Raw genomic sequence first — 23,989 nt, forward strand, 5'->3', positions numbered from 1 at the left:
TCGCGCAAATAGCACGATTTAAAACATCGCATTCCAAGGAACCTGCTCTGAAACTGAAGTTTCCGAACACGTTTAGTAATTATAACAGCTCCATTATCTGGTTATGGTAATATCATTCCAACTTTTTACGACGCGGTCGATCAGCGTCTGTGCAATTTTCAGCGACATGCCGGCTTCCGCCATTGCGATGGTAATATCGTGTACATCTACGGATTCCGGATCGACAATCATTTGTTGTCCGAGTTCCGCAGTCCGCTGCTGTTTTGCATTTACTTCGTCAAAGGCCTTGAGCAGGGTTTGCTCAAAACTCATGGCTTTTTTATTTACTGCCGTGTCAACTAAATCCGTATCCGAAACCATGCGGCTGCGGAAGTTATCGACGGCGATCGGCGTTATTGCCGGATTTTTCATAATAGCCGGAATCTTATACAAGGTTGCCGTATTGGTAATAGTCATAGGTGCCCCTTATCTCGCTAGCGTCCAATCTCGAGCGCACGCTGAAACATTTCTTTTGAACCCTGAACAACTGCCGCATTCGCTTCATACGAGCGGGAGGCGGAGATCAGGTCAACCATTTCCGTTACGATATTCACATTCGGATATTCCACGTAACCCGCTTTCGGCCCAGAAAGTATTGCATGGGGATGGTCGGGTTCATAGGAAAGCCGCGGTTCGGAGTTATCTTTTTCGATACCGGTTACACGAACCCCCGTTCCGACACCTCTATCCATATCGGAAGAAACAAAGGGAAGCCGCCAATCGATGCCGTCGTTTTTCTGCGCAAGAACGACGCGGCTGCGGCGGAAATAGCCGCCTTCCTGTGAACTGGTAGTGGAAGCATTGGCGATATTATCGGAAATAACATCCGTCCGTAACCGTTCGGCGCTCATGCCGGTCGCCGCTATGTTTATACTGCTGAAGATACCCATTTACTGCTCCTTATTTCAATACCGACTGTACTTGGCTGTACTGAAAACCGGTCATCTGACTCAACAGTTGATACTGCATCTGAATCTTGAGGATATTCATCGCTTCTTCTTCAGCATCTACGTTGTTGCCGTTCGCCTTTGCCGTTGTCATGTAATCCAATACACGCCGCGGAGAAACCGAACGATAGTCGATAACGCCGTCCGACTTAATATGACGGGGATCGGTTACCGCTAACTGAAACTGACCTGCAGCCCGTTTTTCGGAATCGAGCGCATGTTTTAACTCCGTTTCAAAATTGACCGATGTCCGCTTGAAATCCGGTATCTCCGAGTTTGCAAGGTTATTTGCCGACACGGTATAGCGAAGGGCGTTTACATCAAGCGCACGGTGTAAAAGATCAACTGTCTTTTGAAAACTGTTTATGTGCATCTCAACTCCTCTTTATTTCTATTAAGCTATTCGTATACTCATATATCGGCATTATAAAAATTCCCTTGAGAAACGTTACAGGATATAACGGGATAAATCTTGATCCTGTACGATGTCCTTCAACCGTTCGTCGACGTATGCGCGGTCTATTTCGATGGTTTTTTCGTTCATATCGCTTGCGTTAAACGAAATATCCTCCAGCAACATTTCCATAATCGTGTGGAGGCGGCGGGCACCGATGTTTTCCATTGTCGAGTTGACTTCCGCTGCGAGATTGCTCATGCGGTCGATTGCTTCATCCTTAAAGATGATGGTCAGCCCTTCGGTTTCGAGCAGCGCTTTGTACTGTTTGGTTAATGCGTTCTTAGGTTCAAGCAGAATCCGCTTAAAGTCTTCCGCATGGAGTGATTCCAGTTCCACCCGCAGCGGGAAGCGTCCCTGAAATTCGGGAATAAGGTCGCTCGGTTTTGAAATGCTGAAAGCCCCCGCCGCGATGAACAGGATGTGACGGGTATCGACGACGCCGAACTTCGTGTTGACTTTGGAGCCTTCTACGATTGGAAGGATGTCGCGCTGTACGCCTTCACGGGATACGTCGATGCCGCTGCTCCGCTCGCTTTTGGAAGCAACTTTATCGATTTCGTCGATAAAAATGATGCCCATCTGTTCAACTCGCTCTTTTGCTTCTTCTACAATCTTGTCGTGATCGACGAGCTTATCGAGCTGATCGTTCATAATGATCATACGGGCTTCTTTTACGCTGGTCGTTTTACGCTTGTTCTTACCGGCGCCCATCAGCATACTGCTGATATTCGACATCGCGCTTTCGAGGTCTTCCATGCTGGAACCGCCGGCAAAGATTTCAAAACTCGGCATACCGGACTGCTGTACGGAAACTTCTACCATTTTATCTTCAAATTTGCCGTCTCGCAGCATCTTGCGGAACTTTTCCCTTGTTTCGTGCATATCGTCTTCAGCTTGATTGTCGTCTTCTGTCGAATTGACTTCCACTCGAATTTCCCTGCTGTTTTCATCCTCTGCATCATGTTCCGATCCGGCGATTAAAAGCGGCTTAGGGCTTTCTTTCCGGTTTCGCTTCTTTTTGTTGGAGCCCGGCAGTAAAAGGTCGAGGAGAATTTCCTCCGTGTTTTTTTCCGCCTGTGCTTTCAGCGTTTCTTGCATCTCGCTTTTTACCATAGAATAGCCGACAGCCATCAGGTCACGGATCATCGATTCAACGTCGCGGCCGACATAGCCGACTTCGGTGTACTTTGTCGCCTCTACTTTAAGGAACGGCGCTCCTGAAAGTTTTGCAAGGCGTCGGGCAATTTCGGTTTTACCCACACCGGTCGGCCCGATCATCAGAATATTCTTAGGCGCTATTTCTTCGCGGATTTCTTCGCTCAATTTGAGCCGCCGTGTCCTATTCCGCAGGGCGACGGCGACGGCCTTCTTTGCCTTTGTCTGCCCGATAATATATTTGTCAAGCTCCGCCACAATGTGCGGAGGGGTGAGTTCATCCAAGTTGATTGTCATAATCGTATTTTCCTCTCGTTATCAAATTTCTTCTATATGTACGTTTTCGTTGGTGTATACGCAAATCTGTCCGGCGATATTTAAGCTCTTTTCAGCAATTTCGCGGGCTGATAAGTCCGTGTTGCGGAGTAAGGCGAGTGCTGCGGCATACGCATAATTGCCGCCCGATCCGATAGCGAGTACATCTTCCTGCGGTTCAATGACATCTCCGTTTCCGGAAATCAGCAAAATAGTCTTTGCATCCGCAACCAACAGCAGCGCTTCAAGATTTTTCAGCATTTTATTGGTGCGCCACTCTTTGGCAAGTTCAACCGCAGCGCGGGTAATGTCGCCTCCGTATTCCTTGAGCCGCCCTTCAAACTTTTCGAGCAGTGTAAAGGCATCTGCCGTTGCACCGGCAAAACCGGTCATCACTTTGCCGTCGTAAATCTTGCAGACCTTGCGGGCATTGCCTTTCATCACCGTTTGCCCCATCGTAACCTGCCCGTCACCTGCCATCGCAACCTTTCCGTTGCGTCTGACGGCAATAACGGTTGTACTCCGCACCTTCGTGTTTCCCATGTATAACCTCATCAGCAATATTAAAATACATTGATATCGCTTTCCATTATACCATACTATACTTCTTTTGAAAATATACGGCATATCTGCGTTGGCTCTTTTCAAAAGTGCTGGGCTGGATACGGCGCAGTCGATGTGCTGCATTGCTAAAAGGTTGATTTTATAGCCTATGCGATGTATTATGATTACCATCAGTTTACATACGGTACATCAAACCGAGAGGAGTTATATATGAATATTTCACCTGAACTTTTAAAAAAGTTTGAAAGTGACTATCGTGCAGACCCGTCGAATGCGATTATTGCAGGGGCTGTCGCCAAGAGCGGTATTGAGGATGCTTCGTTTAACTATGATGTCCGCCGCCGTCACAATTTTTGTTTTTCTCACGAGACAAAACGCGGAGAAATTACCAATCAAAAAAAGAGCGGACGCTGTTGGATGTTTGCTTCACTAAATGCCGCCCGTGTAGAAATAATGAAAAAGCTCAACTTGGAAACCTTCGAGCTTTCCCAGAACTACACGTTGTTTTGGGATAAACTTGAAAAATCCAATTACTTTTTTGAAAGCATTTTGGAAACCCTTGACGAACCGCTCGAAGGGCGGCTGATGGCTCACCTGCTCGACGCGCCTATTCAGGACGGCGGACAGTGGGATATGTTCTCCGGTATTCTGCAAAAATACGGCGCTGTGCCTAAGGATGTGATGCCCGAAACCTTCCATTCTTCCGATACGCGCTTCTTTGTTGCCGAATTAACCCATCGCCTTCGCAAATATGCGCAGCTGTTGCGGGACGGGCACAAGGCAGGAAAGTCTATCAAAGAGCTCCGCGCAGACAAAGAAACCTATCTTTCGCATGTATATAGCTTTTTGGTTAAGGCGCTCGGCGAACCGCCGCGCGTATTTGACTTTGAATGCCGCGATAAGGATAAGAAGTTTCATAAGGCAGAGCAGATTACGCCGCAGCAGTTCTTTAAGGAATATGTCGGCTGGGATTTAAACAATAAAATCAGCTTAATCAATGCGCCGACGGCGGATAAGCCTTACGGCAGAGCCTACACGGTAAAGTTTCTCGGTACCGTGAAAGAAGCAGAACCTATTCACTACATCAACGTACCGATTGATGTGCTTAAAACGGCGGCTATTGAATCGATTAAAGCCGGTAAACCCGTCTGGTTCGGCTGCGATATGGGGCCGTATATCTGCCGCCCCGAAGGCATTATGGATACTGAAGTATACCTCTACGATAAAACACTCGGCGAACTGCCTGAGTTCACCAAAGCGGAACGGCTCGATTACGGCGACAGCCTTCTTACCCACGCAATGGTACTGACCGGCGTCGATCTGGATAAATCAGGAAAGCCGATTAAATGGCAGGTAGAAAATTCGTGGGGTGATGAATCAGGCAAAAAAGGGATGTTCTCGATGTCCGATGCGTGGTTCGATGAGTATACCTATCAGATTATGGTAGAAAAGACCTTTGTCGATCAAAAATGGCTTGACGCCTTAAAGCAGCCGCTCGTACAGCTTGAGCCGTGGGATCCGATGGGCGCGCTGGCACGGGTATAGGACGCTGCTCTCATATACACAAAGGCAACCGCATCAAAAATATTTTAGGCGGTTGCCTTCCCTCTATGTGAAATTTTAGATAAAATTTCGTATATTTTTTTAATAGGCTGTCTAATGCATCAGGCAAATATGGGGTGTGTCTGTTAAGACAAGCTTTTCCGTTAGCCTTTTAAAAATAGAGATGCCGGATACAAGGCGCCAGCAAAAATAAAGCAGAGACGTACTTGTTGTACGTTGAGTATTTATTTTTGTGCAGCAACGCCGTAGACGGTATGCATATTTTTAAAAGGAAAGGGTTGGCCAGCCTATATTATTTTGCGGGACTGCTAAAAACGTCCTGATGCGTTAGACAGGCGGAGAGATGCTGCAACAGCTTTTCTCTGCCCGTTTTTTTTGTAGCAGAGGTTACGATTATTTTATCCTTGCTGCATTCAAAAAAGGACGCAAGGGCAAGGAGCTGTTTTGTCTGTTCGTTTTTACTGAGCTTGTCGGCTTTGGTTGCCGTCAAGACAGCGGGTATGTTGTGCTCCCGGAAAAACTGCAAGGTTTGCAGTTCTATTTCAGCAGGATCCCGCCGGATATCCATCAATAAAAATACCGTTTTAAGTGTGGAGCGGGTTGTGCAGTAATCATACAGCATAGCGTCAATCCGCTTCCGTTCCGCTTGGGATACTTGCGCAAAGCCGTAGCCCGGTAAGTCGGCAACACAAAACGATTCCGCGCTTGGCGGCTTACCCGCAGGGGCATTCACCGCAAAAAAATTGATTTCGCGTGTCATGCCCGGCTTTGAGCCTGTTTTTACGAGGTTCTTTCTATTAAGGAGCATATTGATGAGCGAGGACTTTCCCGCATTGGAGCGTCCGAAAAAAGCAAACTCGGGAACGCCTATCTGCGGGAACTGCTTACTGTTAATTGCCCCTTTGATGAACTCGGCGGATACGATCTTGAGCATACCGGTTGTGCTAATTCCCTCAGCCTATAGTCCGAAGAGGCGGGCGTAGGCGGCGAGTTCGGGCGGCATATCGTGCGATAAGACTTTTTTGGCAAGCACCTTACCGAGCTGAACCCCTTCTTGATCAAAGCTGTTGACATTCCAGATAAAGCCTTGAAACATAACCTTGTTTTCGTAGTGTGCAAGCAGCGCACCGAGCGCTTCCGGCGTAAGCGCCTTTCCGTAGATAAGGCTTGAAGGCCGCCCTCCGGCAAAGCTCTTATTCGCATTTTCATCCTGTTTACCGAGCGCAAAGGCCGTTATCTGCGCGGCGACATTGGCAAGCAGCTTTTGCTGACTGGTGGAACCTTCCACGGTAATGTCTTTGCCGTATTGACTTTCTTCAAAGCCGATAAACTGGAGCGGCACAATATCGGCGCCTTGGTGCAGCAGCTGATAGAACGAGTGCTGCCCGTTGGTTCCCGGTTCCCCAAAGATAACCGGCCCTGTTTTATAGTGAACCAGTTTGCCGAAGCGGTTCACCGACTTTCCGTTGGATTCCATGTCGAGCTGCTGCAGATGAGCAGGGAAGCGGGAAAGCGCTTGGCTGTAGGGCAGAATAGCGGTGCTGCCGTAGCCGAGGATATTCCGTTCATAGACACCGATCAGCGCATCCATGAGGGCGGCATTTTCGGTATGGCTCGGATCGAGGGCTTGCTTGTCCGCTGCGGTGGCTCCGGCGAGGAGGACGTCAAAGGTATCTGCTCCGAATGCCAACGAAAGCACCGCACCTCCGCATACAGAGGTGGAAGAGTACCGCCCGCCGATAAAGTCATCCATATAGAAGGATGCGAGGTATGAAGGATTGTTGGCAAGCGGACTGCTTTCGCTCGTTACGGCAACCATTTGCTTTGCAGGGTTTAGTCCCGCCTCCTGCAAAAATTGCCCGACGAAGCGCTCATTGGTGAGCGTTTCGAGCGTGGTACCGCTCTTTGAAACCAAGATAAACAGCGTTGTCGATAAATCCAGCGCGGAAAGTACTGCCGCCGCATCGTCAGGGTCTACATTCGATATAAAGTGAGCGCGGAGTTTGAGCTTGTTATGCCGCTCCCCCCATGCTTTTAGCGCAAGGTACAACGCGCGCGGGCCGAGATCCGAACCGCCGATACCGATCTGTACAACATCGGTGAAAGGCTTACCGGACGGAGCGGTAATGGAACCGTTTCTGATAGCTTCGGAAAACTCACGGACTTTCTTCTGTTGTTCCAAATAAAAGGTACGCATATTTTTGCCGTTGTAGATAACATCGTCGCCAAGCTGTCCGCGTGTCAGATGATGCAGAACTTTCCGGTGTTCTCCCGTATTGACTTCTTCGCCTTCAAGCAGCTGTTGATATTTTAGTATCAGCTGCTGTTCGTCTGCGAGTTTTTGAAGTAAAGACAATAGTGTATCGTCAACCTGTTTAGCCGCGTAATTGTAGTGCATACCGGCAGCCATCGGTATGGAGTATCGCTCGATTCGGTTTGCTCCGCTCTCTCCTTTCAGGCACTGTCTTAGATCAGGTATTTGTGCTTCCTGTAAATCTCGAAACAGGGAACATTCGTCTAAATTTTTCCACATAATCGTCTCCTTTGCAGCCGTGGCCTACAGATGGAAGCTCTTAAAAACTATCGCTTTTCAGGTGTTTTTCCTTTTCACAATGAATAAGCGTAAAAAATAATATTCCCACCAGTAAAAGCCCGATAAGCGTTACCAGCGCCATAAGCCCTTGCAAAATGATGGCAAGCGTTACGAATATATCTATAATAATCTGTAAAATCATCACAGTAACCAATGCGCCTCGCGGCGAATAGCCGATGAGCATCAGCTTATGATGGAGATGCATTCTGTCGCCTTCCCGTATCGGTTTTTTATCCCGTAGCCGCCGCCAAATTGCGGCGATCATATCGAAAATAGGCAGCATCATAAAAATAATTGCGAAAGGGATCGCTACGGTTTCGGATCCGGCATTGTTTGGTACGAGTGGAAGTACTGCAAGCACAAAGCCGAGAAACTGAGAGCCGGCATCGCCCATAAATACCTTTGCATGAGGGCGAGAAAGATTAAAAATTAAAAAGCCTATAAGCGTAGCAGCCAATATAATGCAGGTGTAAGTCATAGAAAAATGAGGCGGCAAATCTTTAAAAAATAAAACGATATAGCTGATTAGCAATGAAACACTCAAACAGCCTACTTGGCCATCGATACCGTCCATTAAGTTTACGGCATTGGTAACCCCTGCAATCCAGAGCACCGTTATCGGATATGCAAAAATGCCAAAGGAAATGAAAAGACCAACGGGGGCAAAGCTGATACGGGTAAAGCGGAAACCCGCATAGGCAACGATACATCCTGCAATTAATTGAACAATAAGTTTATAGATAGCCCGCCAATTTTTTAGATCGTCCCATAGTCCCATAAAAAAGATTAAGAGACCTCCGATGATAATGGCCGTGAATTGGCGGGTTATAACGATACTGCCCGGAAATTTGAAGTAGATGATAAAAATGCTCAATACAAAGGCGGAAAAGAAACCGATACCGCCTAGACGGGGAATTTTCCCCGAATGAATTTTTCTACCGCCGACATCATCGTATAAGTTGTGCCGTTTTGCAAAAAGGATTACGAGGTACACAAAGAAGGCTGATATGGCGCAGGGAATTAGCATTGCAAATATAATAAGCTGCATATTAGTCAGTTGCATTAAAACCTCAACGGAAACATTAACTTTTTTACCTGTATCCAGAGATACTGCAAATCATGAGATACGCAAAACTCTGTGCGGGATATGATAGCCGATTAAGCCGCAAGATACAAGTATCATGGCTTAACCGACTTTTACATTTTGTTATAGTGATGGATAGGCGCCTTCCCAGACGATTTTTTTGTACATGTCGGGATCGGTATCACCTTCCGTAGAAAAGCACAATATTTTTGAGTTCTTGTCGAGCTTTAACGCTGCGCGTAAATCCTTCATATCGTCGTGCTGCATAATTGTAGATAACAGGCCGAAGGGGACGGCGCCCGATTCTCCTGAGGTAACCGGCGAATCTCCTTTAATGGGAGCAGCGAGCATACGCATACCGCGGGCAGAAACCCAATCGGGCGCGGAGACGAAGCAGCTAGTATTATTCTTGAGAATATCCCAAGAAATGGTGTTCGGTTCGCCGCATGCGAGCCCTGCCATAATGGTTTTCAAGTCTCCTGTGACAAAATGCGGTTTACCGTCTGCCGCCGTTGCCGACCGATACAAGCAGTCTGCAGCGCGAGCTTCCACTACGACGGTAATGGGGCAATTGTCGGGGAAAAGGTTTTTAAAATAGCCCTGTATAGCTCCTGCAAGCGAACCGACCCCCGCCTGTACAAAGATATGGGTTGGCCGGTCTACGCCTGCCGCTTTGAGTTGTTCTGCGGCTTCAAGTGCCATGGTGCCATAGCCCTGCATAATCCATGCGGGAATTTCTTCGTATCCTTCCCATGCAGTGTCCTGTACCATAACACCGTGTTCCGTTTTTGCGGCAAGCGCGGCAGCCATACGTACACATTCATCGTAGTTGACGTTTTCTATAGTAACCTTTGCGCCTTCTTTTGCGATATTATCGAAGCGGGTTTTAGTAGAGCCTTTGGGCATCAGCACGACCGATTTTTGACCGAGTTTATTTGCAGCCCAGGCCACGCCTCGTCCGTGATTTCCGTCGGTTGCGGTAAAAAACGTAGCCTGCCCGAATTCTTTCCGCAGTTTTTCGCCGGTTAATACATCGTAGGGGAGTTCCGAAACATCTTTTTTAAGCTGCTTTGCAATATACTTTGCCATCGCAAAGGAACCGCCGAGTACTTTAAAAGCATTTAAACCGAATCGCCATGATTCGTCTTTGATAAATACCGACCCGACGCCGAGCATATCCGCCATATTTTTTAATGGAACGAGCGGTGTCGGTGCATACTGCGGGAAGCTTTTATGAAACGCATGTGCCTTATTGATTTCGTCTAAAGCCATTACCGCGAGCTGTTTGTTGTCCGTTTTCGGAAGCTTATTTTCCGACCAAAGAATTTTTTCCATAGATAACTCCTTTCAATCGAGAGTGAGGTTGTTCCAAAAACTTTCATTTTTGGACAAGGTTCTTAATGTTAAGCGCGATTCTGATGCAAAAAAAAATTGTTAGAATCAAAATATTTATGAGCTAATCATAGCACAGATACAAGATATGTCAAGTTTCTCTGTGGTCTAAAGCTCTTTGAGGCGGTGCCGAAACTATAAATAGATGCCGTCTGCTGCAAGCGAATAATTTTATGGAGAGCGGCACACTGCATCGTTTTTCGTTATAGTGGAGGGTAATGTATGAAATTGTATTCGATTAAAAGTAATCCTGGTGATGTATCCTATTTTTCAATTCTGAACGAAACGGATAAAGGATATTTTATCCGCATCTGCCATGATAAAGAAGGATATGAGAAAATCAGCGAAGAATTTCTTGATAATGATATGTTTGCACTCTGCCTGCGTACCGGATATATCAGCGAAGTTCCTGCCGAAGCTCACGGAGTCGCCTAATTGGTTAACAATGCTGCACCTCTCTAAACACCGAAGCTTTTAGAGGGGGTCGGGTATACACGGCGGAAACGCCGAAATTCTTATCTTTTTCTCTTGTCATTTGTATAAAAATAGTACATAGTAGGCCGTAATACGGCTATTTTATCAGCATCATTGTCAAAAAAACGGGTAAAAGAAAGGAGCGTGTATGCGTAAACTTTGTACTATTATAACAGGAATATTTTTAACTCTTTTATTTACAAACTGTCAGCCGTTTAAAGACAATATAGAAGACTATTTAAGTTATTGGTCGGCGGAGGTGATCGCTACGGACTACCGCATCAATCCGTCGTATTCAACGAATGCTGCCGGTGTATTGTGTGTGCCGTCCATTGCTGCTAATGGATCCGATACCGATGTAACGGTTACGGTTAACCTGCACAATCCTAAAAACTTTACCCTCAAGACGCCGTCCTCCTCCGCCGATGCAGGAAAGGTTATCCGCTTTCCCGGGCTTTCGACTCAGCCGACGTACGGCGATACAAAGGACTATAGCTTAACGCAAACGGCACTCGATACGCTTACCCTCACGTATAAAAGCAGCTTTTTAAAAAAGTATGAATGGGGTACCGGAGATATCAGTCCCGAAATTACCTTTCGCACTGCCGATAACGACAGAGTATTCCGTCAGAAGTTCCGCCTAAACCTCAAGGCTGACACTGTCCCTGCTTTGGAGTACAAAGGTGTCGGGAAAACACTGGTAGACGGCGAACGGTACTATGTGCTCATATTCCAAGCGAAGGGCATGGATGCTATGATAGGTACGGAGTATGTACACAGAGACATTAAAAAGCTGCACATTACAAAAGAAGGCGGAGCAAGCGCTGTTTACACCATTCAAAATATTAATTTTAGCTCCCAAACATTCAGCTGGAGCCTCGGTGATCCGTTTTTAAATACTGCAGATGACTTAGAGATTGGTGACTATGAGGGCTCCAAGCCTCCTTTCCCGGCGCCTACGGATAAATGGCTCATATACTATAAAACGGATATCGAAATATCTCCTTCGTCGGCGGCAAAAACATACACCGCACAGCTCAGCGATGCGGCGGGGCTTCGTTCAAACGAGGTTGAATGCAGTACCGTTAAATGGAAAGTCGGATTTATAGACCTTGTCGTAACAAATCCATCTTCGTATCTTCCTCAATCCGGAGAAACCGGCGAACATGATCAGCCGTATAGCGTAAGATGTGATGAAAACGGTGCAATACTCCAAGCAACATGCAATACGCCGCCCGGCGTTACTATTTCGTACACGGTTTACGACATAACAAGCAGTCCAGCGGTAGAAACAGAAACAAGCAAGGGTTCGGGTGCTTCGCCGCTTACGGGGATACGGCTTATCACGCCCGCCACTGTTGGGGGCACAAAGAACTATAAAGTTGCTCTTAAAGCAACGGCGCCGGGATTTACCGAATACACCCGTGATGTGTACTACACACTGACCCGTGCAGGAGCCGTAACTATAGACGCTAGTAGACTTAGGGAAAATGAAAAATGGAAAAAACTGAGAGAGGCTGTTGAAAACGCTACCGCAGGCGACATTATCACCATAAAGGGAGAAATTAAGGCAACGAACGATACCGGTAACTATGGTGAAATTACCATCAATAAAGACCTCACGATACGGGGCAAAAGCGGCAAGGAGACCGATATTCTCAATGCAGATACGGCTGCAACCGGCAAAACACACCGTATTTTCAACGTGCAAACAGGTAAAACACTCACCCTAAGCGGTCTGACACTCAAAAATGCTACGGCTTCCTCAGGCGGAAACGGCGGTGCCATTTTGGTTAATATCACCAACGGCAAGGTAGTGCTTTCAAATTGCACGATTAAAGACTGCAAAGCAGGTACCAACGGAACCGGCGGCGGCATTTTTGTTCAGAGCAGCGGAAGGGCAGAGCTTTCAAACTGCACGATTGAAGGCTGCAACGCGAATGGGGGCAGCGGCGGAGCCATTGGAAGTCAGGGAGGAACCGTTACCATAACCGGCTGTACGCTTACCGGTAACTCGGCGACTGACGGCGGCGCCGTGTATGTAACCTCCAGCGGGGTATTCACCATGCATAGCGGCACCATCAGCGATAATATGGTGCAATCGACGGCTTCAAAGACGAGGGGCGGCGGTGTATTCGTTAGCGTCGGTGCAACCTTTACGATGAAAGGCGGCACGATAAGCGGTAATACGGCAACTACACAAGGAAGCACCGGTACAAAGGCCATGGGAGGCGGGATCTGCGTCAGCGGGGACGGACAGCTCACTAAGTTCATTATGGAAGGGGATTCCCCTAAAATTACCGGCAACAAAGTTAAAACGGCAGCCGGCTCGAACCTTTCGACAATAGGCGGCGGTGTGTGTGTATATGATGGTGCAACGTTCGAGATGAAGGCCGGTTCTATAGAAAACAATGAAGCGCGTGATGGAAATGCACAATACTTTGGGCATGCAGGTGGCGGCGTATGCGTAGGGGACAGTGTAGCAGGCGGTACTACCGGTGCTTCGTTTACAATGACAGGCGGTACCATCAGCAAAAACAAAGCCGGATATGGCGGCGGTGTTGCCGTTACAAGTAAGAGCACCTTTACCATGAAAGGCGGCACTATCGGCGGTGCCAATGAGGATGATAAAAATACGGCAACAACCGAATCGGGCGGCGGTGTTGCCGTTATGCACGGTACCTTTACTATGGAAGGCGGTATGATCAGCAAAAACACAGCTGCCGGATATGGCGGTGGCATACACAGCATGAATTTTAACGGCAACAAGGGCGTCATTACCGTGAAAGGCACGAGTGTTATTAGCAACAACACGGCAAACAGCGGCGGAGGCGGAATTTCTTCAAGCCATCAGCTTACTATTGAACCTATAGATAGCAACTCGCCGGTCATAAAAGAAAACACAACCGGTTCTTACGGCGGTGGAATATATCTCCCCTACAATAGCACATTGACCTTTACCGGCGGCACCGTAACCGATAATACCGCTTCCAGTCATGGAAGCGGTATATACCTGCAAGATAAGACGACGACTGTTAAAATGTCCGGCACCGCAACAGTTAAAGCAGGTAATGATGTGTATTTGGGTGGTACTACTAGCGATTATTCGTTTATCACCGTTACTGGAGCGCTTACAGGACAACAGGCGGCAATGCTCACAATGCAGAACGATAATGCTGGTTACAATGAGGGGCGGGAAGTTGTAAAAGGAAGCAGCTCTTATACGCTTGGGGGGGAGAATGTTAACAAGTTCCCTATAACCAAACAGACCGTGCCAAGTGAGCAGAAATGGACGACGGAACTGGGCACCAATGCGCTCAAGCTGAAAAAGAAGACATCATAAATCAACATACCCCGACGCAGAGCGCCGGAGTATGCCGATTCAAAATGATGAATGCGTGATGTAAGGGATTTTTTAAAAATTGACATTTTCAAAAAATCCCTGTATCATTTTTTTATGAGCATCAACGTGTATTCTCTGGGAGCCGCAGAGGAAGTAACCGGTTCAAAGCATATTCTCGATGTCGATGGGTATTTGTATCTTTTTGACTGCGGGGCTTTTCAAGGGAAACGGGCGGAAGCCGATAAAAAGAACCGCGATTTTAATGTTCCCGCCGATAAATTAACCGCCGTTGTTCTTACCCACGGGCACTATGATCACTGCGGGCTGTTGCCGCTGTTGGGTATACACGGGTTTACCGGCAATATCTATGCGACGCCCGCGTCACGGGATATCGCCAACCTCGTGCTGATGGATTCCGCCCGAATACAGGCGCGGGATGCCGAATATCTCCAAAAACAGGCAATCAAAAAACACGAAAAATTCGACTGGAAGCCGCTTTTTACCGAAGAAGATGCCGTACAAACCATCAATCAATTTGTAACGGTTTCGTATCATCGTCCCGTGTGGATCGGCCCGAATGTTCAGCTTGAATTTTATGATGCGGGGCATATTCTCGGTTCCGCAATCGCGTTTATTACGGCAAAAGATTCTACCGATAAGACTGTAAAAATTGCCTTTACCGGAGACCTCGGCAGAAAGAATAAATCGATTATCCGCGACCCTGATATTATCCCTGCTGCCGATTATATTATGATAGAAAGTACGTATGGAAACCGCCGGCATGAGGATATTCACAATGCGATGGAGATGCTGGAACATGCGGTTAACGATGCGGTAAAGATGCGCGGTAAAATTATCATCCCCGCCTTTGCCGTTGAGCGGACGCAGGAACTCATCTATTATTTCCATCTGCTGACGGATCAAAAACGGATTCCGCAAATTCCCATCTATGTCGATTCACCGATGGCGGTGAACGCAACGACCATCTTTCAGGTGCATCCCGAATGCTTTGACCAAGAAACACAGGAAGCCTTTGTTAAACATCACAAAAACCCGTTCGGTTTTAACGCGCTCAAGTTTATTACGAGTGTCGATGAATCGAAGGCGCTGAACGCGATGGAAGAGCCGATGGTTATTATCAGTGCGGACGGTATGTGTGAATTCGGCCGCATTACGCACCATCTTGCAAATAATATTTCAAAGCCTTCGACAAAAATTATGCTGGTCGGCTATATGGCGGAAAATACGCTCGGCAGACGGCTGATGAACCGTGAACCGGAGGTAAAGATATTCGGAGAATGGCATCAAGTCCGCGCTGAAATTCTTCAGATTAATGCGTTCAGCGCCCATGCCGATTATGTCGAAATGGTCGAATGGCTTGACAGTCTCGACACCGGAAGCTTGAAAAAGCTGCTGATGGTTCACGGTGAACCGGACGCACAGAGTTTTTTTCAAGCATATTTACAGGAGCATCGCTATGAATCGCATATTATGCGGTACGGCGATGTGATAGAGTTATAGCGATGCAGATTATTACCGGTTTTCATGCGATAGAAGAATTACTGCGCTCGGTGGAAGCGCAGTTGGAGAAAAAAAATTCGGAAACAAAAAGCTCCGCAACAAAGAATTCCGATGCGGGGAAAAAGATTGGCGGCGGAAAGGCTGCCTCCGGCGGAAAGGCATCCGGATTGCGGCTCAAGATCCTTTATGCCAAGCAGGGGCCGCGCGTAAAAAAGATCCTTGCGCAGGCGGAAAAACTTTCCGTAACGATAGAGCAGCGGACTGACGCCGAGCTTGACAAATTGACGGCATCCCTGCCGGAATATCTGCAAAATCACCGCGGGATTATCCTAATCGATGAACGTCCGCAGGATCAAGCGCCGAAGCTTTCTGCCGATGCGCTGCTCGCTGCGCTGGCTTCCCGCGAAAAAGCCTTTGTGGTCGTCCTTGATTCAATCACCGACCCTCACAATACCGGCGCGATTATCCGCAGCGCTGATCAATTCGCTGTGGATGCCGTTGTGCTGCCCGAACGGAGATCTGCCGGAGACTTTCAGACCGTCAGTAAAATCAGTGCGGGGGCGGCGGCGTGGGTGCCGCTTTTATACACGGCGAATTTGGTGCGGACGGTGGAAGAACTTAAACGCAACGGCTTCTGGGTATTCGGCGCCGACGCCCAAGGCGACCTGCTGCCGCACACCAAGTTCCCCGACAAAACCGTGCTTATTATGGGCAGTGAAGGGTCGGGCATCAGCCGCTTGTTAAAAGCCTCCTGCGATTCTTTTACGGCAATCCCCACCTCCGGCAAACTGGACAGTTTGAATGTCTCGGTCGCCGCCGGTATTTTGATGTACGAGGTACGCCGGCAGCAAAACGGGTAGGGGAGTGTCCTATTCCCGCCGGAGTTCGGCAAGTGCGGAACAGAAGAGGGTAGCAGCTTGCGCTACGTTCAGGCTTTCGATTGCTCCGCTGCCGTTGATTTTAACCAGCACATCACAGAGTTTTTTCGCTTCGGCAGAAATGCCGTGTTCTTCATTTCCTAAGACTATAACGACCGCTTCTTCCGGCTGTACCACTGACGGAATATCTTTTAGACTGCGGTATGCCCGATGATCCGCCCCTATCCGTACCAAATATCCGCTGCTCATCTTTAAAAAATGTTCGGCGGAAGGAGTGGTATACAAGGTGATAAATTCCATACCCCCTTGTGCAATCCGGTAGGCGCTCGGTGTCAGCTGCGCTTGTGCATCCTCTCCGCTTATCACGATATGCTCTATGCCGAAAAAGGCTGCGCTGCGGATAACTGCGCCGAGGTTATTTGCATTACCGACACGGTCGCACAGCAACACTGCGGCTTTTTCGGTTTCCCACCGTTTCATCTGTTCCGGTGTTACGGCAGCAATCTGGGGTTCTGCAATCATCGCAACCACTCCTTGGTGGTGAACGGAGCCGCAGAGTTTTTCCAATTCCGCATCCGACTGCACGAGCCGGTAGAGCCGTTTCCGCTGTGCAAGATATTTGCAAAGGCTGCCGAATGTTTTTGCCCTGCTTCCGGCAAAAAAAAGTCTTGAAATTTTTTCAGGATGTTCGGCGGCGAGCGCTTTTACCGCTTCAAAACCGCACACCGCCAATTCTTTTTGATATAATTCACTCATAGTGCACGTTACGGCAAGGCAACCGCAAAAATAGATACGGCTGCCTTGTTATACCTCTTTTTTTACCTTGAAACTGCTTTACGCGTGAGCTTACGCCCTTCGTTTTCCGCCTTTTCCAATTCTGCCTGTGCAATCGACAAAAGTGCGATCGGCACCGAATAAGACGAACAGGAAACATAGTTCAAACCTGCCTTCATACAGAAGGGGATGTTTTCGGGGCGTGCGCCTTGTTCTCCGCAGAGTCCGAGTTTAATGTCGGGGCGGGTGAGCTTGCCGCGTTCAATTGCGATACTGATAAGTTCCCGCACACCCGGATCCAAAATCGCAAAAGGATTGCCGTCGATTAAGTCATACAACGTGTAATCCGGCATAAAGCTGTTAAAGTCATCGCGGGAAAGTCCGAGCGTCGTTTGCGTAAGGTCATTGGTTCCGAACGAGAAGAATTCCGCATAGCGGGCAATTTCTCCTGCAGATAAGGCCGCAACGGGCAATTCAATCATCGTGCCGATTTTGAAGTCTATCGGTTTTGCTTTGAACTGTGCACGCATTTCCTGTTCAATCGTACGGATACCGAGGTAGGCATGTCCTTCGATCTTCTTTCCGTATGCAATTTGCTTGAGCTCACGGAAGTTCATGACAATCGGAACCATGATTTCAACGTGCGTTTCAACGCCTTCTTTTTGCAGTTTGTAGGCTGCTTCAAAGATAGCGCGGATTTGCATTGCGTAAATTTCAGGATACGAGATTGCGATACGGCAGCCTCGGTGTCCCAGCATGGGGTTTACTTCCGCACAAAGTTCGATTTTTTCCAACAATGCTTTTTTAGTAACGGTCTTTTTGGTCTCTTTTTTAAGATGTTCGATAAATTCGTTCAGTTCCGTATCATTATGCGGTAAGAATTCGTGTAACGGCGCATCTAACAGGCGGATGGTAACTTCACGTCCTGCCATAGTCTTAAAGATACCGTAAAAGTCTTCCATTTGGACTTTTTGGAGCTTGTTTAAAACTTTAATACGCTCTTCCGTTGTTTCGGAAAGGATCATCTCTCTAAAGGGATTGATACGTTTTGTTTCAAAGAACATGTGTTCGGTACGGCACAGCCCGATACCTTCAGCGCCAAAGCTGACTGCTAAGGCAGCATCGCGGGGACTGTCGGCATTGGCACGGACATGGAAGTCTTGGATAAACGAACGGGTAAGATCGATAAAGTCAAGCAAGCCGGAGGTTTTGGGATCAGGTTCGATCAGTTCTGCCGCTCCGAAGTATACGGTCGATTCGCCGTAGTAGGGTACTTGCAAGGTGATGTAATCCCCTTCCTTAATGGTAATACCGTTGATGATAGCTTTATTCGCCATAATTTTCATGTCGGGGCGTACCAACGAGATTTTCCCATACTGACGTGAAACAACGGAGGCATGTGCCGAATAGCCGCCTTCATTCGATAAAACGCCGGTAGAAACTTCAATCGCCTTTACATCGCCTGCATAACTTGCCGGTACGCAGAGAATACAGCGGGTGTCGGCACTTTGCAAACGTGCAATATGCTGGGCTTCAATCAGTGCGTCAGCACTAAAGTATACACGGCCGACTGCCGCACCCGGCGCGCCTGCGATACCGCCCTTTGAATGCTGGAGATTTTTGACGCTCGTCATATTGATAACAGGATGCAGTATTTCATTTAACTGTCCGGGCTTGACATTTTTTACGACATATTCAGCATCAACGATTTTTCGATTGTATAAATCGAGGAGGAAGTGTACCAATGCAATCGTGCTTTTTGCTTCAACGGATTTTTGCTCGATAAGCCATAGTTTTCCTGCTTCAATCGTAAACCGGATTTCGCGGACATCTTTACTATGATCTTCCAACCGCCATGCAATAGCTTCCAATTGCTCAAGGTATACCGGCTTTATGTCGTTAATATCTTTTCCGAGGGCATCCACTTCATCAAATTTTTCTTGGAAGAACATACCCTGTAATTTCTTTTCACCGGTAACGATATTGCGGCTGAAGAATCTGCCGGAAAAGGATTCCTTGTCATAGTTACCGTATACTAAGGGCTGAATCAATAATGCGACATCATTTTCATTATCAGGTTCAAGACTGAGCAGGGTGCTGATGAGCTGGATGGTTTGATTGAGCTGTACTTCTGCGGTGCTAAAAAATTCTTGCGGCAGATACGGTTGGTACTTATCCATAACGGTAGTACCGGATTCGTTTCGTTTTTCTTTCTTCAGTTCACTTTCAATTTTTTCCAGCTGTTCTTTATAGAGGTGCTGTTTTGCGTTGTCTTCCTGTAACTCTGCAATCTTAAATAAAATTGAAAAGATACCGCGCAATAAGAACAGAACTTCGTGACTTGCAAAATCTGTTCCGACTTTCTTTTCAAAGCCGCCGATGGTTGTTTTTGCCAACCCGAAGTTATGGAGCGTCGGATAGTTGGCGATAACAAGGTTGGGCGAAATAACGAGCTTTAATAAAAGAGGATTTTCCGGATCACCGAATTCTTTTTTAACCGCTTCGCCCATTTTCTTTAAGAACGGCCGCAGTGGCGATAGCACATTTGCCTGTTGCAAGGTTTGTGTAATAGTTGCATCCATGACAAGACCCGGTACGATAGGTAATCCGAGTTCCGAAAATTCATTCAGTTGGCGCCCGCGAATACCGAGGAGCGTTTTGTCAATATTACTTTTAAGTGTTTCTTTATTACTGAAAAAATGGATCGATTTAGACATATTCATAATAGACTCCTAGAAAAGGTTAAGAACGGTACTGGGTGAACCGCGCAAAAATGCTTCAAAACGCGGACTTGCGCCTTCTGCAAAATATTTTGACAATTTTGACAAGTCTTTAATCTCTTCGCCTGAAACGGCAAATTGGATACTACTGCCGTGTTTTACTTTTCCCCACTTAAACAGCGTATTGATATCGACAATCTGTTCGCCATCATAGAATACGATAACTCTATTATGCGGATAGCGTGCATTGTAGCTACGGATAATTCGCTTCCATGCTTCAACGTTCCCGTTATGAAACAGCTCGTTGGTAACAACAACCGAAATTTGTTGAGAAATTCTGGTTTTTCCTGATGGTACTTGTATTTGAGCGGAGGCTGCCGCTTGTTTTGCCTGTGCAATGTTTTTTGTCGTAGACTTTACTTTTGCAGTCGCCGAATCTTTTACCGTTTTTCGTTTTTGCCCTTTTGCCTGCTGTTTTTTTGCTTTAGGTGCAGTGAATACGAACGGACCGTTCAGAAGTTTTGTAGGGACTGACGGCTTTATACCGCTTAAAAGATCAAAAAATGCATTAAATACCATTTCTGCAACAGAATCTTCTATTCTACCTTTATCTTGCTTCCCGACGTAAATATTTAAGAGCTCATTTTTTTTCAACATTTCAAAGAGGGAAACATTTGCCGGATTCTTAGGGTTTATCACCAAAAAGCCTAAGTCAGGGTGATGGTAACCGATTACAACATCAACGCCTTTCCATTTTGCCATTTCTGTGATGATAGTTGTAGGTGTTGTAGTGATTTCTCGAATGTTTTTAGATATCGACTTATATCCCCACATATCGAGTAGTATAACAGATAAAAACGCCGGAATTTCTTCATTTATTAATTCTTTGTTTTCAAGTAATATACCAATTTCATCGGCAATATTTTTTTTAACATTGCTGGCATCCAGAAGCGATAAGGCATTCTGAATATGTGTTACAGAGGCATTAAAACCCTGCTTTGTAGCAAGCGGTACATAAAATCCTAATGAATCGAGCATTCACTTCTCCTTTGCGTAGCAAGGATGATTTAGAAGTATTATCAAAAACTTTCCTTGCATTTACTTTTAGACTTGCGGGAAACAATTCCTTGAGAGGTATTTAAACGACGCGGAATCCAAGTTCCCCCCTATGCATAAAAGCCCTCCGAAACGGGTGTTTCAGGGGCCTTTTATACTATAATCTTAACTTATTGCCATACGGTAAGCTTTACAGAGTTCTTACACCGGATTTGCGTCCCCGGCGTCCTTTACTTGCCGTACTATCAACAGCACCCGCTTTCTTTGTTTTGGATGCCCCTCTGCGGCTGCGAGTTGCGGCCGGTGTTCTGCTAACGGTTTCTGCGGCAGGCGCTTCCAAACTCGGAGTATTGTTCAGTGCATCCATAAATTGGGCGCGTCCATTCGGGGTTATCGCAGCAGGTTCATCATCTCCGCCTGAGCTGAATGTCTGTGCAATATCCGCACGAACCGTTGAGCGGCGGCGGCTGAATGAAGCAAATGCCTGATCCATAAAGCCTTTGGAAACGCCATGGAGGAATTCGTTTAAGACGTTTGCCATACCGTCAAGGGTTGCCTTCTTGCGTTTGATGGAAGTGATGTCTACATCCAGCAAGAGACCCGGCTGCATATGGAACGGGTTGATGAGGTAGTCGAACTTGTTGAATTCAGCCTCGAGGAAGGCGAGCCGTTCTTCCATAACACGGCGTTCAACAGGGTACTGATAGTCGTACATTTTCTTGAGCCGTTCACGCATGATTACAAGCTTCTTGCGCATCTTGTCTTTTTCGTAGACAAACGTGCGGTTCATTTTTTCAACTTCCGTTTCGGCTGCATTGACAAACGAAATTTCGTCCCAGACTTTTGCGATATCCTTGTAGGCGGGTTCACCCTTCGGAATTTTGTATTTTTTCTGGATGTGCTTTTCGTAGATTTTTGCCAAATCGCCGAAATCGGTGATACGTACCATGAACTTCGATTTGTCATATTGGGTCTGTAATACGTCCCATAGGTGCTCGACTTCAGTTTCGAATGAACGGATCATGACCTCATACGCTTTGCGCTCTTCAAGCAGCTGGGCATTGTCGTAGTAGCGTAAACGAATCTGGTAGCGTTCATCAGGAAGGTTTGCAACGTTCGTATCGTCATATTCGCGCAACAGCAGCTCGCGAGCATTTTTTAAGTTTTCAATGTACTGGTACCCCATTTTAGAGGTATCGAGAATTGAAGTTAACGAGTTGATTGCCGTATTGAAGCCGCGGTTACGGATGTTTTCGATATCGATGATGTGCTTGATATTCTCACGGATATTGAGTTGATCGAAGGTCTCCGGATCGATTTCCGCTCTTAAGTTTGCAATGCGTTCCATCAATTCCTTTGAAACTACCGAATAGCGTTTGCTTTCGGGGTTTTCAACGTCATCATCGGTAACATCGAGAACTTTTCCCATCTTCTTGAAGATGATTTCGCTGTCGGTCATTTCTTCTTTGCCTTCATCGATAAGCTCATCTTTTAATACTTCGATTTCTTTATCGATAAGGTTCATCAGATGGTTGGAGAGCAAATCTTTGATTAAGTATTCAACCGTTGCCTGATATTGGAAAATAGGGCTGATAAGTTCGGTGTCGAGGATATTGACTGAAAGTTTTACATCCGTTACCGTTTTGGGCTTAACGATGTTGTCTTTGAACGCACACTTTACAATCGAGTAAGCGTTCTCACCGCGAACAAAAGCACCGACGTCGGTTTTCTGGCGCAGAAGTGAATTGGTCAACGTTTCGAGATCATTGATTCCGCGCTGTACGTGTCCTTGCAGGTGTCCGTACATATTAACGATCGATTTTTCGATTTCACCGGTATTGAACTTATCGGCACCGCCGACTTCATCCAGCAGAGTTGCAATCTCTTTCGGAGTGTAGCGGTTCAGAACTTTCATTTCTTCCCTATCGATAAATCCACGGACTTTTTTGAGCATTTCGTCTTCTGCGGTTACCATATAGCGATTGAACATATTCTGATAGTTCTGGTTAAAGTAGTTGTACAACTTTTCTTTTAAACCACCCATTACATCCAATCTTTCCAGAACATCTTTGGGTAATTTCGTTGATAAGTGGTGCAATACTTTATTGGTCTCTTCTTCGATCAGCTGATTCACTTCTTTTTGCTGATCGCGATAATCCTGCGCCAACGAATTCCTTGAACCGACAGCACTGGGCTTTTCGGGATGGAATACATTTGGACTTTGAGGTAAATCTAAACTTGCCATCTTACTGTCTCCTTATTGCAGTAGATTTATATCCGTAACGGATATATCAATACGGTTTTTATTATAAGGCTATTTTGCAAAATGTAAAGCCACTTGCCCCCTTTTTACTTTCTTTTTTTTATAATATTATGAATTATATCTAAAAACACGGTCTGTTTTTGGAAGTTTGTTATACAATATCTGTAATTAAGGGAGTTATTATGTTGAAAATCAAATCCATTCTCTTTATCATTTCTTTTTTTATTATTTCTTTTACAGCATTTGCCGGCGAAAGAACTATTCCCGTTGATGTTTTTTTGATGATTGATAAATCACAATCAATGAATGAGCCCGGGAAATTCGACAGTTTGCATAAATGGGTACGCGATACGCTCGTTACCGAAATGTTAATACCTGATGATTGGGTTACTATCTGGGAATTTTATGAAAAACCGTATGAGCTGCAAACATTAGTTATTAAGAATGAAAACGATCGTAATTCATTGATAAAAACAATCGACAATATTACCCCCAACGGTGCGTTTACCGATATCGGGCGTGCTCTTGATGCAATTCAAGATTCTTTGAATAAACGAGGAAAAAATAATCGGTATAAAATTTTATTATTAGTAACGGATCTTGAACAAGATGCTCCGTGGACATCAAAATACCGTGGAAAACAGGAATCGTTTAAAAGTCCGTATCTTGCAGAAGCGCGCATTATCAAACACGATAATTGGTACGAAATAACACTCGATATGGATATTCAGGATAAGGTCGTTAAAACGACAAAAGATCTCTATACAAATATTATTGATAATAGGGGAGTTCCTCGTAGTAACGATGATCAAAATAAAGTGCTTATTACCGAAGAAAAAAAATAAACCGAG

General features: G+C 46.3%; 19 protein-coding genes. 6 read left to right on the plus strand and 13 right to left on the minus strand.

Features of this window, described 5'->3' with window-relative positions:
- Positions 1–93: 93 nt before the first annotated feature.
- The 5 genes from fliE to hslV all read right to left on the minus strand — a co-directional run bounded on the left by fliE (position 94) and on the right by hslV (position 3,456).
- A complete protein-coding gene (fliE, locus tag GWP43_RS05265; protein WP_162663253.1) occupies positions 94–456 on the minus strand; it encodes a flagellar hook-basal body complex protein FliE in 363 nt (120 codons plus the stop codon).
- A 17-nt stretch (positions 457–473) separates the two neighbouring features.
- Positions 474–929, minus strand: a complete 456-nt coding sequence (gene flgC, locus GWP43_RS05270; protein WP_016524168.1) for a flagellar basal body rod protein FlgC — start codon at positions 927–929, stop codon at positions 474–476.
- 10 nt (positions 930–939) lie between these two features.
- Positions 940–1,359: a flagellar basal body rod protein FlgB gene (gene flgB, locus GWP43_RS05275; protein WP_162663255.1), complete on the minus strand. Its 420-nt coding sequence runs from the start codon at positions 1,357–1,359 to the stop codon at positions 940–942.
- 75 nt (positions 1,360–1,434) lie between these two features.
- Positions 1,435–2,895 carry an ATP-dependent protease ATPase subunit HslU gene (gene hslU / locus GWP43_RS05280; protein WP_162663257.1) on the minus strand — a complete coding sequence of 487 codons (1,461 nt, stop codon included), beginning with the start codon at positions 2,893–2,895 and terminating at the stop codon, positions 1,435–1,437.
- 21 nt (positions 2,896–2,916) lie between these two features.
- A complete protein-coding gene (gene hslV, locus GWP43_RS05285) occupies positions 2,917–3,456 on the minus strand; it encodes an ATP-dependent protease subunit HslV (protein WP_162663259.1) in 540 nt (179 codons plus the stop codon).
- Between the two features lie 231 nt (positions 3,457–3,687).
- On the opposite strand from hslV, the gene GWP43_RS05290 reads away from it, so the two are divergent.
- On the plus strand, positions 3,688–5,022 hold the full coding sequence (locus tag GWP43_RS05290) for a C1 family peptidase (RefSeq protein WP_162663261.1): 1,335 nt from the start codon (positions 3,688–3,690) through the stop codon (positions 5,020–5,022).
- A gap of 310 nt (positions 5,023–5,332) precedes the next feature.
- Here GWP43_RS05290 and yihA read toward each other — a convergent pair whose 3' ends face one another.
- From yihA to dpaL, 4 genes are all read right to left on the minus strand, one after another.
- Positions 5,333–5,974: a ribosome biogenesis GTP-binding protein YihA/YsxC gene (gene yihA, locus GWP43_RS05295; protein WP_162663262.1), complete on the minus strand. Its 642-nt coding sequence runs from the start codon at positions 5,972–5,974 to the stop codon at positions 5,333–5,335.
- A 24-nt stretch (positions 5,975–5,998) separates the two neighbouring features.
- Positions 5,999–7,573 carry a glucose-6-phosphate isomerase gene (locus tag GWP43_RS05300; protein WP_162663264.1) on the minus strand — a complete coding sequence of 525 codons (1,575 nt, stop codon included), beginning with the start codon at positions 7,571–7,573 and terminating at the stop codon, positions 5,999–6,001.
- Positions 7,574–7,613: 40 nt separating this feature from the next.
- Positions 7,614–8,696, minus strand: coding sequence for an MraY family glycosyltransferase (locus GWP43_RS05305; protein ID WP_162663266.1), 1,083 nt, complete (start codon positions 8,694–8,696; stop codon positions 7,614–7,616).
- A 144-nt stretch (positions 8,697–8,840) separates the two neighbouring features.
- On the minus strand, positions 8,841–10,052 hold the full coding sequence (gene dpaL / locus GWP43_RS05310; protein ID WP_162663268.1) for a diaminopropionate ammonia-lyase: 1,212 nt from the start codon (positions 10,050–10,052) through the stop codon (positions 8,841–8,843).
- A 279-nt stretch (positions 10,053–10,331) separates the two neighbouring features.
- Between dpaL and GWP43_RS05315 the strand changes: the two genes are divergently transcribed.
- From GWP43_RS05315 to rlmB, 4 genes are all read left to right on the plus strand, one after another.
- Positions 10,332–10,544, plus strand: a complete 213-nt coding sequence (locus GWP43_RS05315) for a hypothetical protein (RefSeq protein ID WP_044015951.1) — start codon at positions 10,332–10,334, stop codon at positions 10,542–10,544.
- Positions 10,545–10,731: 187 nt separating this feature from the next.
- Positions 10,732–13,926, plus strand: coding sequence for a hypothetical protein (locus GWP43_RS05320; protein ID WP_162663270.1), 3,195 nt, complete (start codon positions 10,732–10,734; stop codon positions 13,924–13,926).
- A 114-nt stretch (positions 13,927–14,040) separates the two neighbouring features.
- Positions 14,041–15,447, plus strand: a complete 1,407-nt coding sequence (locus GWP43_RS05325; RefSeq protein ID WP_162663271.1) for an MBL fold metallo-hydrolase RNA specificity domain-containing protein — start codon at positions 14,041–14,043, stop codon at positions 15,445–15,447.
- Between the two features lie 2 nt (positions 15,448–15,449).
- A complete protein-coding gene (gene rlmB / locus GWP43_RS05330) occupies positions 15,450–16,307 on the plus strand; it encodes a 23S rRNA (guanosine(2251)-2'-O)-methyltransferase RlmB (RefSeq protein WP_162663273.1) in 858 nt (285 codons plus the stop codon).
- Positions 16,308–16,316: 9 nt separating this feature from the next.
- On the opposite strand, the gene GWP43_RS05335 is transcribed toward rlmB, so the two are convergent.
- The 4 genes from GWP43_RS05335 to cfpA form a co-directional block, all read right to left on the minus strand.
- Positions 16,317–17,081 (minus strand): TrmH family RNA methyltransferase, encoded by a 765-nt coding sequence (locus GWP43_RS05335; RefSeq protein ID WP_162663275.1) that lies wholly within the window; start codon positions 17,079–17,081, stop codon positions 16,317–16,319.
- A 62-nt stretch (positions 17,082–17,143) separates the two neighbouring features.
- The gene (locus GWP43_RS05340; protein ID WP_162663277.1) at positions 17,144–19,822 is read right to left on the minus strand and encodes a putative PEP-binding protein; all 2,679 of its coding nucleotides are present in this window, start codon (positions 19,820–19,822) and stop codon (positions 17,144–17,146) included.
- Positions 19,823–19,831: 9 nt separating this feature from the next.
- Complete coding sequence (locus tag GWP43_RS05345) at positions 19,832–20,857, minus strand: hypothetical protein (RefSeq protein ID WP_162663279.1); 1,026 nt, start codon at positions 20,855–20,857, stop codon at positions 19,832–19,834.
- A gap of 208 nt (positions 20,858–21,065) precedes the next feature.
- Positions 21,066–23,120 carry a cytoplasmic filament protein CfpA gene (gene cfpA / locus GWP43_RS05350; protein ID WP_162663281.1) on the minus strand — a complete coding sequence of 685 codons (2,055 nt, stop codon included), beginning with the start codon at positions 23,118–23,120 and terminating at the stop codon, positions 21,066–21,068.
- Positions 23,121–23,320: 200 nt separating this feature from the next.
- Here cfpA and GWP43_RS05355 point away from each other — a divergent pair, with 200 nt between their 5' ends.
- On the plus strand, positions 23,321–23,983 hold the full coding sequence (locus GWP43_RS05355) for a vWA domain-containing protein (RefSeq protein WP_162663283.1): 663 nt from the start codon (positions 23,321–23,323) through the stop codon (positions 23,981–23,983).
- Positions 23,984–23,989 lie beyond the last annotated feature (6 nt).

It is taken from the genome of Treponema vincentii (assembly GCF_010365865.1).
Taxonomy (GTDB): Bacteria; Spirochaetota; Spirochaetia; order Treponematales; family Treponemataceae; genus Treponema.